Annotated in this window: 11 protein-coding genes; 6 read left to right on the top strand and 5 right to left on the bottom strand. The window is 69.9% G+C overall.

Annotated elements, in window-relative coordinates:
* Positions 1-98: 98 nt before the first annotated feature.
* On the top strand, positions 99-434 hold the full coding sequence (gene rpsU, locus P9K36_RS29985) for a 30S ribosomal protein S21 (protein WP_043381746.1): 336 nt from the start codon (positions 99-101) through the stop codon (positions 432-434).
* 245 nt (positions 435-679) lie between these two features.
* On the opposite strand, the gene P9K36_RS29980 is transcribed toward rpsU, so the two are convergent.
* Positions 680-1,072 (bottom strand): response regulator, encoded by a 393-nt coding sequence (locus P9K36_RS29980; RefSeq protein WP_043381749.1) that lies wholly within the window; start codon positions 1,070-1,072, stop codon positions 680-682.
* Between the two features lie 321 nt (positions 1,073-1,393).
* Between P9K36_RS29980 and P9K36_RS29975 the strand changes: the two genes are divergently transcribed.
* Both P9K36_RS29975 and P9K36_RS29970 read left to right on the top strand, forming a co-directional pair.
* Entirely contained in the window at positions 1,394-2,179 is a 786-nt protein-coding gene (locus P9K36_RS29975; RefSeq protein ID WP_043353480.1) for a class II glutamine amidotransferase, read from the top strand.
* A gap of 101 nt (positions 2,180-2,280) precedes the next feature.
* On the top strand, positions 2,281-3,714 hold the full coding sequence (locus P9K36_RS29970; protein WP_043760438.1) for an NAD-dependent succinate-semialdehyde dehydrogenase: 1,434 nt from the start codon (positions 2,281-2,283) through the stop codon (positions 3,712-3,714).
* Between the two features lie 44 nt (positions 3,715-3,758).
* Here P9K36_RS29970 and P9K36_RS29965 read toward each other — a convergent pair whose 3' ends face one another.
* On the bottom strand, positions 3,759-3,965 hold the full coding sequence (locus tag P9K36_RS29965) for a SlyX family protein (RefSeq protein ID WP_043353476.1): 207 nt from the start codon (positions 3,963-3,965) through the stop codon (positions 3,759-3,761).
* A 380-nt stretch (positions 3,966-4,345) separates the two neighbouring features.
* Here P9K36_RS29965 and P9K36_RS29960 point away from each other — a divergent pair, with 380 nt between their 5' ends.
* Positions 4,346-5,821 carry a PAS domain-containing methyl-accepting chemotaxis protein gene (locus P9K36_RS29960; RefSeq protein ID WP_278306324.1) on the top strand — a complete coding sequence of 492 codons (1,476 nt, stop codon included), beginning with the start codon at positions 4,346-4,348 and terminating at the stop codon, positions 5,819-5,821.
* Positions 5,822-5,837: 16 nt separating this feature from the next.
* On the opposite strand, the gene P9K36_RS29955 is transcribed toward P9K36_RS29960, so the two are convergent.
* The 3 genes from P9K36_RS29955 to P9K36_RS29945 all read right to left on the bottom strand — a co-directional run bounded on the left by P9K36_RS29955 (position 5,838) and on the right by P9K36_RS29945 (position 11,943).
* Entirely contained in the window at positions 5,838-6,992 is a 1,155-nt protein-coding gene (locus P9K36_RS29955; RefSeq protein WP_043760433.1) for a GGDEF domain-containing protein, read from the bottom strand.
* 184 nt (positions 6,993-7,176) lie between these two features.
* Complete coding sequence (locus tag P9K36_RS29950) at positions 7,177-11,244, bottom strand: Pls/PosA family non-ribosomal peptide synthetase (RefSeq protein ID WP_278306323.1); 4,068 nt, start codon at positions 11,242-11,244, stop codon at positions 7,177-7,179.
* A gap of 111 nt (positions 11,245-11,355) precedes the next feature.
* Positions 11,356-11,943 (bottom strand): histidine phosphatase family protein, encoded by a 588-nt coding sequence (locus P9K36_RS29945; protein WP_274926200.1) that lies wholly within the window; start codon positions 11,941-11,943, stop codon positions 11,356-11,358.
* 96 nt (positions 11,944-12,039) lie between these two features.
* Here P9K36_RS29945 and P9K36_RS29940 point away from each other — a divergent pair, with 96 nt between their 5' ends.
* Both P9K36_RS29940 and P9K36_RS29935 read left to right on the top strand, forming a co-directional pair.
* The gene (locus tag P9K36_RS29940; RefSeq protein WP_075381404.1) at positions 12,040-13,032 is read left to right on the top strand and encodes a polyphosphate kinase 2 family protein; all 993 of its coding nucleotides are present in this window, start codon (positions 12,040-12,042) and stop codon (positions 13,030-13,032) included.
* 16 nt (positions 13,033-13,048) lie between these two features.
* Complete coding sequence (locus P9K36_RS29935) at positions 13,049-14,203, top strand: AAA family ATPase (protein WP_278306322.1); 1,155 nt, start codon at positions 13,049-13,051, stop codon at positions 14,201-14,203.
* Positions 14,204-14,224 lie beyond the last annotated feature (21 nt).

The raw sequence follows: 14,224 nt of genomic DNA, 5'->3' as shown, positions 1-14,224 counted from the left end.
TCCCCCTCGGGTTCATCCCGGGCGAGGGACGTTGCCGGTTTCCAGATCGGCGGCGGGCCGCGTGAACCCAGAACTTCAGGTCCAGAGGATCAAGTCCGTTGCAGGTACTCGTTCGCGACAACAACGTCGATCAAGCGCTCCGCGTCCTCAAGAAGAAGATGCAGCGCGAGGGCATCTTCCGCGAGATGAAGCAGCGCAAGGCTTATGAGAAGCCGTCCGTGCGCAAGGCCCGTGAGAAGGCGGAGGCCGTGCGCCGCGCCCGCAAGCAGGCTCGCAAGACCGCTATCCGCGAGGGCCTGATCGCCGCGCCGAAGCCGAAGCCCCGTTTCCCCGCCGGCAGCCGTCGTCCCGGCTTCCCGTCGCCGTCCGCTGCGCCGGCTCAGGGCGGCAACGCCTCGGGTCAGACCCCGGTCAGCCCGGCTCCCGCCGCCTGAGCGACGTCACATCGGTTGTGAAAGAGCCCGGCCCGCGCGAGCGGCCGGGCTTTTTCTTTGCGGCGCGCAGCAGCCGGGCGAGACAGCGGGCCAGCGAAGACGTCGGACGGGCACGTTCCGGCGATGCCGCCATCCTTGCATGCGCCACGAGAACCGGGGCTGCGCCACGTCAGGAGACGTCACGCAGCCCTGGTCGCGTCGCTGAACGCGCGAAGACGTGAAGGGATCGCGTCAGCGCGCCGGGCTCAGGCAGCCTTGGCGGCCATCGTCGCGTGCTCGGCCTGGACCAGCACGTCGAGGGCCCGCCACGGCTTCTGCATGTAGACCGCCTGGTCGGGGAGCCGCGCATCCCGGCCCGCGCCGGAGGTCACGACCACGCGCACGTCCGGCCAGCGCCGCTTGACCGCCTGGGCCAGGGTCACCCCGTCCATCGCACCGGGCAACCGCACGTCGGCGAAGAGCAACGCCACCGTCACGTCGGAGCGCTCCAGCACGGACAGGGCCGCCTCCGCGCTTTCGCAGGCAATGACTCCGAGGTCGGTTTCTTCAAGCACCGCGGTGGCGAGATCGCGCACGGCCGCATCGTCCTCCACGACGAGAGCCACGGGGGCGGATCCGTCGGGCACTGCGCAATCCATAAAAGTCTCCTGCTGTTGGTGCCTTGCCCCGCTTCGGGCGACCGCCTCCTGGGCGGCGTTCTGATTCCCCGATTTGGCCATGCTGACCCTTCATGAGACGGCTCACAAGAGTCGCGTCGCCGCGCCGGCGAATGCCTGCCCTGCGATCAAGCGGCACCGATTTCATGCGGAACGCACGAAAATGGCGCAGTTTCCGACCGGTTAAGAAACTGTTCACCGGAGTGGACCGACTGTTAACGTCCTGCGGCGGAACGTCTCCACCCTCCGAGGGGCGTTGCGCGGGATCGTACGTGGACCTGAGCTGAAGGATCATCGTCCGTCATGTGCCGTTTCCTCGCCTATAGCGGTGAGCCGGTTTTCCTCTCCGACCTCGTCTGCGCGCCGACCCACTCGCTGGTGCATCAGTCCCTGCACGCCGACGAGGGGAAGACCGAAACCAACGGCGACGGCTTCGGCATCGGCTGGTACGCCGAGCGGCCCGAGCCGGGGGTCTATCGCGACATTTCCCCGGCCTGGTCGGACGAAAATCTGGTGAACCTGTGTGGACAGGTGCGGGCACGCACGTTCTTCGCGCATGTGCGTGCGTCGACCGGGACCGCCACGGCCCGGGCGAATTGCCACCCGTTCGTCTACGGCCGGCATCTGTTCATGCATAACGGTCAGATCGGCGGCTACCACCGGATCAAGCGGCGGCTCGAAGCGCTGATCCCGGATACCTATTACGACCACCGTCGGGGCAGCACGGATTCGGAGGCGATTTTCCTGCTGGCACTCGCCAACGGCCTCGAGGAGGATCCCGTCGGCGCGATGGCGCGGACGCTCAAGACCGTGCGCGAGCTGATGGAAGCCGCCAGCGTCAGCGAGCCGCTGCGCTTCACCGCGCTGCTTACGGATGGCGAGACGCTCACCGCCTACCGCTGGGCCTGCGATGGCCGGCCGCCGAGCCTGTATTTCCGCGAGGGGCCGGGGGGCATCGTGGTGGTGTCGGAGCCGATCGATGGCTGTCGCGAGGGATGGCAGGTGGTCCCGAAAGGCGCGACCCTCCGCGCCCGCCACGGGACCGCGACCCTTGTCCAGGCACCGGAGCCCGCCCGCGCCGCCGCCTGAATACAGACGGTTCCAGCTATGCCGCCGCGGGGATTGCCCGGGCGCGCCACATCGGCACAGTCCGCCTGCGGCCGATGGTGCGGCCGAGCGGGAATCGACCGATGTATCCGGATACCGAGCTTCACATCGCCGGGCGCTGGCGCGCGGGTGCCGACCGGGAGACCCTGGGAGTCCTGAACCCGGCTTCGGGTGAGACGATCGGCCTGTGCGCCGTCGCCACCACGGCGGATCTCGACGAGGCCCTGGCGGCCGCGTCCCGCGCTTTCCCGGCCTGGCGCAGCGTCGCGCCCTTCGAGCGCGCCAAGGTGATGCGGAAAGCCGCCGACCTCCTGCGCGCGCGGGTCGACGAGATCGCCCGGACCATGACCCTGGAGCAGGGCAAGCCGCTCGCCGAGTCGCGGGTCGAGACCCTGGCGGCGGCCGACATCATCGATTGGTTCGCCGAGGAGGGTAAGCGCGCCTACGGCCGCGTCATCCCGGCCCGCGCCGACGGCGTGCTGCAGGTGGCGGTGCGCGAGCCGGTCGGCCCGGTGGCCTGCTTCACCCCCTGGAACTTCCCGATCAACCAGGCGGTCCGCAAGATCTCGGCGGCGCTCTGCACCGGCTGCACGGTGATCCTCAAAGGTCCCGAGGACACGCCGGCGAGCTGCGCCGCCCTGGTTCGCGCCTTCCTGGATGCCGGCATCCCGGGGGACGCGCTCTCGCTGGTCTACGGCGACCCGGAGACCATTTCGGCCTACCTGATCCCGCATCCGGTGATCCGGAAGATCTCGTTCACCGGCTCGACCGTGGTCGGCAAGAAGCTCGCGGCGCTCGCCGGCGCGCACATGAAGCGGGCCACGATGGAGCTCGGCGGCCACGCCCCCGCGATCGTGTTCGGCGACGCCGACGTGGAGAAGGCGGTCGCCGTCCTGGCCCCCTCGAAGTTCCGCAACGCCGGCCAGGTGTGCGTCTCGCCGACCCGCTTCCTCGTGCACGATTCGGTCTTCGACCGCTTCGTCGAGGGCTTCACCAATTTCGCCAAGTCGGTGAAGGTCGGCGACGGGCTCGATCCCGAGACCAAGATGGGACCGCTGGTCCACGGACGGCGCCTCGACGCCGTCACGGCGCTGGCGGCGGACGCCGAGTCGAGCGGCGCGACGCTGCGCGCCGGCGGCAAGCGCATCGGCAACCAGGGTAACTTCTTCGAGCCGACGGTGTTTACCGAGGTGCCGCTGACCGCCCGGATCATGAACGAGGAGCCCTTCGGGCCCCTGGCGATGATCAACCGGTTCTCCGACGACGGCGAGGCGCTCGCCGAGGCCAACCGTCTGCCCTACGGGCTCGCGGCCTACGCCTATACCCGCTCCGCCGAGCGGGCGGCGCGGGTGTCGAACGCGGTCGAGAGCGGCATGATCTCGATCAACCACCACGGCCTCGCCTTGCCGGAGACGCCGTTCGGCGGCGTCAAGGATTCGGGCTACGGCAGCGAGGGCGGCCCGGAGGCGCTCGACGCCTACCTGGTCACCAAGTTCGTCACGCAGGCGAACTTCTGACGCGCGGGCCGGCGCGTCGCACCCCGGCGCGCCGGCTCCCTCTGTCAGTAATGGGGCGGCGGCGGCTCCAGCCCCCGCGGCGCCGCCCGGGCGGCCGCCTCCTCGACCTGCTCCCGCAGCATGTCCAGTTGCCGCACCAACCGGTCGATGACGCGCCATTGCTCGGTCACGGTGCGGTTCAGATCCTCGATCGTCGCGTCCTGCTCGGTCAAACGGATCTCCAGGCGATCGATCCGGGTGTCTTCGTCCATGTCCGACCTCCAGTCAGTGCCGTGCCGACAGTCGCCTCGACCGACTTGGATCGGCCCGTCGACGTTCGCCCCGTCCTAGCGCAGACCGCGAGCCGCGCCATCCGGCTGAGTACCTCAGCGCACGATGGCCCGAAATCCGATCGAATGAGCCATTTGCGGCATTTCTCGATCCGAATACACATGAATAACGACCGAAACAAATAAAATTACCAAATGGTCCGCCATCTTTAAGGCGCCGACAAGCCGATTGACCAATGTGAAACAGATTTGCAATACTCTAAGCTAGGCTTTAACACAAATGAGACGGCGCGCCTGCGATCAAATGAATCGCTGTGAGATCAATATAATTCATAAATAAAAACAGACAGGGACGTTTTCAAATGGCGATATTTGGTTCTCGCGACAACGCCCTGCTCGCGGCCATCGATCGGACGATGGCCCGCGTGGAATTCGATCTCGACGGCATGGTCACCGATGCCAACGCGATCTTCCTCGCGCTCGTCGATTACACCCTCGAAGAGGTTCGGGGCCGGCATCACAGCCTGTTCGTGCCGGAATCCGAGCGGTCGGGTTCGGACTATGCCGCCTTCTGGGACGGGCTGCGCGCCGGCCGGCACGAGACCCGCGCCTTCCCCCGCCTGACCAAGTCCGGCCGGATTGTCTGGATCCAGGGGTCTTACAATCCGATCCTCGATCGACGCGGCAAGCCGATCAAGGTGGTCAAGCTCGCCACCGACATCACCGCGGAGCGCGCCCGCAACGCGCTCTACGCCGGCCAGATCGCGGCCCTCGACCGCTCGCAGGCGACGATCAGCTTTGCCCTCGACGGCACGATCGTGGACGCCAACGCGAACTTCCTGGCCACCCTGGGCTACACCCTTGAGGAAATCCGCGGGCGGCATCACCGGATGTTCCTGCCGCCGGCCGAGGCGGCGAGCGCGGATTATGCCGCGTTCTGGACCGCCCTCGGCAACGGCGAGTATCAGGCCGGCGAGTTCCGGCGGATCGGAAAGGGCGGCCGCACGGTCTGGATCTTCGGTGCCTACAACCCGATCCTCGACACCGACGGCAAGCCCTGCGCGGTGGCCAAGTTCGCCACCGACGTGACCCGGCAGGTCGAGGATCGGCAGCGCCGGGCCGAGAGCCAGCGCGCCATCGATGCCGATATCGCGGCGATCCGCGAGTCCATGATCCGGGTCGTCCGGCAGGCCGACGACACAGCGGAGGCGTCGAGCCAGACCACCCAGAATGTCGAAGCGGTCGCGGCCGGTTCGGAGGAATTCGCCGCTTCCATCGAGGAATTGAGCCGTCACGCGCTGCAGGCGAAATCGTCCGTCGACCTGGTCGTCTCCCGCGCCGAGGAGGCGGCCGCGATCGTCGTGGGCCTCACCGGCGCCGCCGACCGGATCGGAGCGGCGGTGAGCCTGATCCGTTCCATCGCCGACCAGACGAATCTGCTGGCGCTGAATGCCACCATCGAGGCGGCCCGGGCCGGGGCGGCCGGCAGGGGCTTCGCCGTGGTGGCCGCCGAGGTGAAGGCCCTCGCCGGGCAGACCGCAAAGGCGACCGGAGAGATCGGCACCCAGATCGCCGCCGTGCAGGCCGAGACCGCGCGGGCGGTCGCGGCGATCGACGGGATCGGCGGGACGATCGAACAGCTGAGTGCGCTCTCGCTGAGCGTGTCGTCAGCCGTGACCGAACAGGCGACGGTGACCCGCGACATGACCGAGAACATGCAGGCCGCCGCGCAGAGCGTCGCGGCCGTTCACGCCGCCATGGCGGAGATCGCCGCCTCGGCGGCCGTCGTCGACACGTCGGTGCGGAAGGTCTCCGAGGCGGCCCGCGCCCTGGCGTGAGCGACCCGGCCGCGCGTCAGGCGGCGCGGACCGCGACCGATTCCGCCACGGCGACCCGGTCGCGCCCCCCCTCCTTGGCGGCATAGAGCGCCGCATCGGCCCGCTGCATCAGCGCATCGAACGCGACCCCGGGCCGGGCCTGCGCGATCCCGATGCTGACGCTGACGCTGAGGCCCGGCAATTCGGGGACGTGAAGCTGCGCGAAGGTCCGGCGCAGTTCCTCGGCCCGACCGAGGGCCTCGGCGGGCGAGACGTCCGGCAGCAGGCAGGCGAATTCCTCGCCGCCCAGGCGGCCCAGCAGCGCCTCCTTGGGCAAGAGCGACGTCGCCATGGCGCAGAAGCCCATCAGGACCGCATCGCCGACCCCATGACCGTAACGGTCGTTCACCGCCTTGAACCGGTCGAGGTCGAACAGCAGCAGGGCGACGTCGGGATACTCGGCCATCGCCCGCTCGGCGGCCCTGGTGAAGGACCGGCGGTTACGCACCCCGGTGAGGGCGTCCGTGGAGGCGGCGATTCGCTGCTCGCGCTCGGCCCGCTCCTTGACCAGCGCCATGAAGGTGAAGGCCGAGGCGATGGAGAACATCAGAGTGACGAAGCACAGGATCGCCACCCAGGGAGAGGCGAGCGGGCTCAGGCCCGGCTGCGGCGGCGCCATGACGGTCGCGGGGATCCGCAGGACGTAGAAGGCGCTGTGCAGGCCGAGAATGGTCGCGGCCGCGATCCGGGAGGCGAGTTGCTCGGCGCGACCGCGCCAGATCTCCGCGGTCGCAGCGCCGCAATAGAGGGCCGCCACGGCCGAGGCGTAGAGGATGCGGGCCTCGATCGCGGCATAGAAGGCCGGGATCAGACACAGGACGCACCATCCGAGGGCACCCGCCATCGCGACGCCCGTCCGTGGCTCGCGATGCTCGAAGGTACGGACTCCGCTCCAGATGAGGCCGTAGGCAGCCAGCACCACCGCGTTGGCCAAGCCCACCGAGATCAGGTCGGGGATCTGATTGCGCAACGCGAGGCCGGCCGACCCGGCCGCCCCGACGAGGTGCGCCGTGCCCCAGAGGGCGAGCGTCCGGGATCCGGGAGCCTGCCGCCATGAGGCCATGAACAACACGCCGACCAGAAAGGTCGTCGCCGCGCTGACGACCAGCAGAGTCGCGGGATCGAGTTGCACGGACGACTGTCGATCCTCGGCTCGAACGATGGCGCCGTCCCATCCCGGCATTGCTGGGGGAACGGCTCGGCATCTCAATCTGTACTAATATCGCAGGCTAGACATTACAATAAGTTAGCTTGGCGGCATCACTCGCTCGTAGACGAGCTAGTACACCGCCAAGATCCGTTGGCCGGGGCCACCGTCAGGCGCGGTGGATCACCGGCACCGCGGGCGCCCCCTCCCACTCGGTGTTGGCGGGGATCGACTCGCCCTTCATGACGATGGTGAGCGGACGCAGGCGCGCGAAATCGCCGACCTTCGTATCGTACAGCACGGTCGAGAACGCGCCCACCGAGACGCCCCGGCCGACGACGACGCGGCCGATCTTCATGATCCGATCCTCGTACAGGTGCGTCTGCAGCGCCGAGACCCGGTTGATGGTGGCGTAGTCGCCGATGGTGACGCAGTCGAACTCGGTGATGTCGGTGGTGAGCATGCACACCCCCTTGCCGACCTTCACCCCGAACAGCCGCAGCACCCAGGGCAGGAAGGGCGTGCCCTGGAGATGCTCGAGCAGCACCTTGCCGGCGAGTCCCCAATAGGCCACGGCGATCGCCTCGGTGCGCATCGCCCACCACGACCACATCGGCTGCATGCCGGGCTTGTAGACGCCCATCAGCAGCCATTTCATCGCGATGACGGCGGAAGACTGGATCAGCGCGATGGCGACGCTCGCCGCGACGAAGCTGAAGGCCAGCCCCCACCAGTCCTGCTCCAGGATGGCCGGGTAGAAGTACCAGTCGATCACCGTGATCGCGAGGGTGATGTAGAGCATCGGCGAGAACGAGGTCGCGAAGGCCTCGAACACGCCGCGCCGGATCTTCGGCCAAGCGCCGGGCTCGTAGGTCTGGGCGGTCGAGCCGAGATCGACCTTCTGGCGGGCCGGCAGCCGGATCGGCGGGGAGCCGAACCACGTCTCGCCGGGGCTCATCGCGGCGTTCTCGGGCGGCTTCGACTTGATGCCGATGAGCACGTCGTCGGGGATGACGGCGCCCGGCGGCACCACGGCATCGTTGCCAACGAAGACCCGCGCCCCGGTGCGGGTCGGCTCCAGGTGCATCCAGCCGCGCCGGATCTCCTCCTCGCCGTACACCACCTCGTCGGCGACGAAGTTCTTCGCGCCGACCTCGGCGAGATCGTAGCGGCCCGCGAGGTTGGTCGAGATCTCGGCGCCGTGGCCCATATTGGCGCCCATCAGCCGGTACCAGGCCCGCATGTAGACGGTCGCGAACAGCGACGAGAGCGTCTCCAGGGTCACCTCGACGGCGAGCGCCAGCGACCATTTCCGCAGGTAGAACAGGGAATGGACCGAGTAGGTGCCCGAGCGCGTCCGCGGCAGCACGATCCAGCGGATGCCGGCGATCAGCAGCACCGTGCCGGCGGTCATCAGCATGGCCGTGGGCCAGGTGAGGATCGGCAGGTACCAGTGGTAGTCGACGTCGGTGATGTCGGAGAACGAATCCGAGATCTGGTCGAAGATGAAGAAGGCCGGGAAGATCGGCAGCAGGCCGACCGCGGGGATCGCGCCGAGCAGGACGACATAGGCCGCCATGAAGGCGCTGCGGCGCGCGAAGGAGGCCTCGGCGGGCGCGGGCAGGTCCGAGGGGGCCGCCATCCCGACCTTGCGGCCGGGTGAACCGTCCCAGCGCTCGGCCGCCCCGACCCGCGAGCCCACGGGGATCGTGGTCAGGTCGGCGATCTCCGCCTGCGGCCCGATCACCGTGTCGTGGCTGATGACGCAGGAGGTTCCCACCGCCGCATCCGCGCCGATCTCGACCCGGCCGATGACAAGCTCGTTGCCGACGATCTCGGCGTTGGCGATGACAAGACGACCGCCGAGCGACGCGCCGTCTCCGATGGTCAGGAGGTCGGGCGCGCCGATCTCAATGTCGGAGATCAGGGTGTCACGCCCGATCCGGGCGCCCATCAGACGCAGGTAGATGGCGATGGCCGGCGAACCCTGGAGCCACTTCACGTGGACCAGCGGGGCCAACCGCTGCGCGAGCCACCAGCGGTAATAATAGGCGCCCCAGAGCGGATAGCGGCCCGGCTTGGTCCGGCCGAGGATCAGCCACTTGCCGGCCACCGCGGCCACTGCGGTCACGCCGTTGATCGCCACGTAGACGAGGAGCAGCACCCCGAGTTCGGCGAAGAAGCTGAGACCGCCGCCGGTGAGCAGCAGGTAGGTCACGAACATGCCGAGCCATTGCGCAGTGGCCAGGGCGATGACGAAGGGCAGCGCGACGAGTTGCGCGAGGCCGCACAGCGCCCGGCGCAGCAGCGGCGGCGGTTCGAAGCTCAGGTCACGGGTCGCGGCCCCGGCGCCCATCCCGCCCGTGCGGGCGATCAGCGCGTCCGCCATGGCCCGCATCGTGCGCAGGGCATAGACGTCCGGCAGGGTGATGCCGGCGAGCGGCGGGTTCTCGCGCACCGCCGAGACGAAGCGGGCGGCGAGCAGGGAATGCCCGCCGAGATCGGCGAAGAAATCGCCCTCGAGGGCGATCGGCTGGTTGCCGAAGATCTGCTTGGCAGCCGCGACGAGGGCCGCCTCGGTCTCATTGGCGGGGGGCTCCTGCTCGCCGTCGGCGGCCACCACCGTCAGCGGGGCGATCTTCAGCGCCTTGCGGTCGACCTTGCCGGAGGTCAGGCGCGGGAGCGACTCGGCCACCTCGAAATGGCCGGGCACCATGTAGGGCGGCATCTGCCCGGCAAGCGTCCGGCGCAGGGCCGCGGCGTCGATGGCGCGGCCGCGCTCCGGGATCAGGAAGGCGACGAGGCGGTCGACGCCGTCGTCCTGCCGGAGCACGACGGCGGCCTGGTTGATGTCGGGCACCGCCCGGATCCGGGACTCGATCTCGCCCAGCTCCACGCGGAAGCCGCGGATCTTCACCTGGTCGTCGATCCGGCCGTGGAACACGATCCGGCCCTCGGCATCGAGGGAGACCGCGTCGCCCGAGCGGTAGAGCACCGGATCGGTCCCGTCGGACGCGAAGGGGTTGGCGATGAACTTCTCCGCCGTCAGCTCCGGACGGGCGAGGTAGCCCCGCGCCACGCCGGGGCCGCCGATCAGCAGCTCGCCCTGCTGGTCGCGGCCGAGCAGGGCGAGGTCCTCGCCGGCGACATAGACGGAGTAGTTCGGGATCGGGCCGCCGATGGTCACCGGCTCGCCGGGCCGCATCTCGGCGGCGGTCGCCACCACGGTGGCCTCCGTGGGCCCGTAGGTGTTGAACAGCTGGCGCCCGCCCGTCGCCCAGCGGGCGATCAGCGGCTCGGGCAGCGCCTCGCCGCCGAGCAGGACGAGGCGGACCCGCGGCAGGTCGCCGGAGATCATCGCCAGCAGCGTCGGCACGGTGTCGAGCACCGTGATCCCCTCCGCCTCCAGGATGCCCGGCAGCGATTCCAGGTCGCCCATCATGGCCGGGCTCGCCACGAACAGGGTCGCGCCCACGAGGTACGGGACCCAGATCTCCTCCATCGAGAGATCGAAGGCCACCGAGGCCCCCTGGAACACCACGTCGTCGGCGCGCATCCCGTAGAGGGCGTTCCCCGACCGGAGGAAGTGGCAGATGTTGGCGTGGCTGATGACGATGCCCTTGGGCACGCCGGTCGAGCCCGAGGTGTAGATCAGGTAGGCGGGATGCTCGGGCGTCAGTCCGGCGGCGCGCGGGTCCGGCTCGGGCGCATCGGCGGGCGTCCCCGCGTCGAGATCGGCGGGCGTCAGGGCGGGCGTCCCGTCGGGCGCCGCGGCCGCCAGCGCCGGCGAGACCAGCAGCGCCTTCGCGCTCGCATCGGTAAGGCATACGCCGACTCGGTCGGCCGGCGCCTCGGCGTCGAAGGGCAGCCACGCCGCCCCCGACATCGTGATGCCGATCTGCGTCACGAGGAGGTCCGGGCCGCGGGCCATCCACAGGCCGACGACGTCGCCGGGGCCGATGCCGCGATGGGCGAGGCCGGCGGCGATCCGGCCGGCCCGGGCGGCGACCTCCGCGTAGGTCAGGTGCGGGTGGACGCCGCCGGCCGCCACGCGGGCGCCGTCGACGAGGCAGGGATGGTCGGGCCGGGTCTCGGCGGCGTGCAGGAAGATCTCGGCCAGGACCTCGTCGCGGATCAGGTCGGGCCGGTGGTCGCCGCGCAGGATCGCCGCGTCCCCGGGACGGTCGCGCTCCCCGGCCACCGGGCCGGGCCGGGTCTTTTCGGCGACGTCGCTCATCCGCTGCTCCGCTGGCCGGCCGCTCGAGCCGGCGCCTGTCCTGGCCGCCGCCCTATAGCCTGCCGATCATGCCGTTATCGAGGCGGCCTTGCACTGCGCAGGCGCACGGGATCAAGCCCAGCGCCAGCCACCGGGCTCGAGGATCAGGACCTCGCCCTGCCGGATTCCGAGGCGGGGCGCGGCGTAGATGTCGAGATGACCGAGGGCGACGAGGGCCGCCCGTGCCACGCCGCCATGGGCGACGACCACCGTATCCCGCTCTAGGGCCGCGATCATCGGGCCGACGCGCTCGACCAGGGCGGCATAGCTCTCGGCGCCGAGGCCGGGCGGACGGTAATGCCAGCGGTCCCGGTCGCGGCCGGCCGCCCCCGCCGGGTCGCGGCGGCGGATCTCCGCCCAGGTGGAGCCCTCCCAGCTGCCGAAACCGATCTCGCGCAGGCGCGGATCGGTCCGGTACGCCGCCGGCGGCAGGCCGAGGGCCGTCCGGAGGATCTCCATGGTGCGCCGGGTGCGCTTGAGCGGGCTCGCGACGAAGTCGGCCTCCGCCAGCGTCGCCCCCGCCACCGCGGCGAGGCGTTCCGCGACGGCCGCCGCCTGCGCCTCGCCCTGGGCGTTGAGGTCCGTGTCGCGCCCGCCCTGGAGGCGTCCCTCGGCGTTCCAGGCGGTCTGGCCGTGCCGGATGAAGTAGATCGTACCCAACCGTCTCAACCCCGTCCTGCGCAGGAATCCGGAACGGCCTGGATCGCCGGCCGTTCTCGCCGTCGGTCGGCAATATCCGGATACAGGTCCTGCCCCATGTCCAAGAAGCACGGCAAGCATCATCGCGGCCACAAACGTCCCGATGACATGACAGGTGAGGCAGACCTGCATGGATCGCCCCGGCCGCCCCGCCCGTCAACGGCCCGCTGGGCGGGTTCCGCGGACACGATCGCCGGGACCGTCCCGGCCGCCCTGGACGGCCACCGCCAGATCCCCATCCTCGCCGCCCCGGGCATCGTCACGGTGGAGCCGGGCGCGGCCTTCGACCTCTCCGCGGTGGAGGCCGACGCCGATGGCGGGCTGGACAAGGCCTGGGCGAAGGAGGCCCTGGCCGGGGAGCGGGCGCGCATCGTCGCCCTCCAGGAGCGCCTCTATGCCGAACGCGCCCGCAGCCTGCTGCTGGTGTTCCAGGCGATCGATACCGGCGGCAAGGACGGGACGATCCGCTCGGTCCTGCAGGGCGTGAACCCCCAGGGCTGCACCGTGGCCTCGTTCAAGGTGCCCTCAAGCGAGGAACTCGATCACGACTTCTTGTGGCGCTACCACGCCCGCGTGCCGGGACGCGGCATGATCGGGGTGTTCAACCGCAGCCACTACGAGGACGTGCTGGTGGTGCGGGTGAAGGGCCTCGTGCCGGATGCGGTCTGGCAGAGCCGCTACGGCCGCATCAACGACTTCGAGCGCCTGCTCACCGAGTCCGGCACAACCGTGATCAAGTTCTTCCTGCACATCTCCCGGGCCGAGCAGAAGAAGCGCCTGGAGGCCCGGATCGCCGATCCGGAGAAGCGCTGGAAATTCGATCCCGCCGATCTGGTCGAGCGGAAGTCCTGGGACGCCTACCAGCAGGCCTTCGCGGACGCCCTCGGCCGCTGCTCGACGCCCCATGCGCCCTGGCTGGTGGTGCCGGCCAACCACAAGTGGTTCCGCAACTACGTGATTGCCCGGACCGTGGCCGATACACTGGAGGCCATGGATCCGCGATTCCCGGAGGCCTCGAAGGGCATCGCGGATCTCACGGTGCCCGACTGACGGGGGGAGGCCCGAGATGCTGGTGGTTCGGGAAATCGCGGTCTCGGGCTACCGCTCGCTGCGGCGGATCAGCTTCCCGGTCGATCGGCTGTCGGTCTTCGTCGGGGGCAACGGCACGGGCAAGACCAACCTGTACCGCTCGCTCGAGCTCCTACAGGCGGCGGCCCGGGGTACGCTCACCCGCGATCTCGCCGCGGAGGGCGGGATGGACTCGGCCCTGTGGGCGGGTCGCCGTCGGCAGGGCGAGGCCGCGCGGATCTGCCTGTCGGCCACCCTGCGCCACGACGGCACCGGCCAGGACTTCCAATACACGGTGGAGGTCGGGCTGGTGCAGCAGGCCGGCGACTCGATTTTCGGCGCGGCCTTTCGGAAGGAGCCGCAGGTGAAGGCCGAGCGCCTGACGGTCCGCACCCGCGGCCGCACGGCCGTACTCCTCGATCGCGACGGGCGCAGCGGCTTCGTCCGCGACGAGGCGGGCGCCAAACGCTCCCTCGGCGGGGATCTGCTGGCGACCGAGACCGCGCTGGGCAGCCTCCTCGACGCCACAGGGCTTCCCGAGATCGCCCTGGTCCGCCTCGCCTTGGCGGGATGGCGCTTCCACCACGATTTCCGGACGGATGCCGATTCGCCCCTACGCCGGCCCTGCCTCGCGGTGACGACGCCGACGCTGGCCTCGGACGGCTCGGACCTCGCCGCCGTCTTCGCCACCCTGGCGCATATCCGGCAGGACACCGCCGAGATCGACGAGGCCGTCGACGCCGCCTTCCCGGGTGCGGGGCTCGTCATCCCCGAGCCGGGCCGTCACGCCAGCTTCGGCCTGCGCTTTCCCGACTTCCCCGTCCGGATCTTCGATCCGCCGGAACTGTCGGACGGCACCCTGCGCTACCTCGCCCTCGCGGGCGCCCTGCTCGGATACCGCTTGCCGCCGTTCATCGCCCTGAACGAGCCCGAGACCAGCCTGCATCCCGATCTCATGGATCCGCTGGCGCGGCTGATCGCGCGGGCCGCAGAACGCACCCAGGTCTGGCTCGTGACCCATTCGGAGCGGCTGGCGGCGGGGATCGCGGAGCACGGGCGCGTCCGGCCGCGCACCGTCATCAAGCGCGACGGCGAGACCTGGATCGACGGGCTCAAGCTCTCGGGGGACTTCGCCGACGCGGATGAGGATTGACCCCGATCCGATCGGATCGTG

It is taken from the genome of Methylobacterium sp. 391_Methyba4 (assembly GCF_029691625.1).
GTDB lineage: Bacteria > Pseudomonadota > Alphaproteobacteria > Rhizobiales > Beijerinckiaceae > Methylobacterium > Methylobacterium fujisawaense.
The sequence above is the reverse complement of the archived record's forward strand: the minus strand, read 5'-3'. Positions and strand labels throughout refer to the sequence as shown.

What these genes read in the sequence shown, in the direction of transcription:
- P9K36_RS29935 (WP_278306322.1), top strand. Translation starts at nt 13,049, where the DNA reads ATGCTGGTGGTTCGGGAAATCGCGGTCTCGGGCTACCGCTCGCTGCGG.
- P9K36_RS29950 (WP_278306323.1), bottom strand. Translation starts at nt 11,244, where the DNA reads ATGAGCGACGTCGCCGAAAAGACCCGGCCCGGCCCGGTGGCCGGGGAG.
- P9K36_RS29970 (WP_043760438.1), top strand. Translation starts at nt 2,281, where the DNA reads ATGTATCCGGATACCGAGCTTCACATCGCCGGGCGCTGGCGCGCGGGT.
- P9K36_RS29980 (WP_043381749.1), bottom strand. Translation starts at nt 1,072, where the DNA reads ATGGATTGCGCAGTGCCCGACGGATCCGCCCCCGTGGCTCTCGTCGTG.
- P9K36_RS29960 (WP_278306324.1), top strand. Translation starts at nt 4,346, where the DNA reads ATGGCGATATTTGGTTCTCGCGACAACGCCCTGCTCGCGGCCATCGAT.
- P9K36_RS29965 (WP_043353476.1), bottom strand. Translation starts at nt 3,965, where the DNA reads ATGGACGAAGACACCCGGATCGATCGCCTGGAGATCCGTTTGACCGAG.
- P9K36_RS29940 (WP_075381404.1), top strand. Translation starts at nt 12,040, where the DNA reads ATGTCCAAGAAGCACGGCAAGCATCATCGCGGCCACAAACGTCCCGAT.
- P9K36_RS29975 (WP_043353480.1), top strand. Translation starts at nt 1,394, where the DNA reads ATGTGCCGTTTCCTCGCCTATAGCGGTGAGCCGGTTTTCCTCTCCGAC.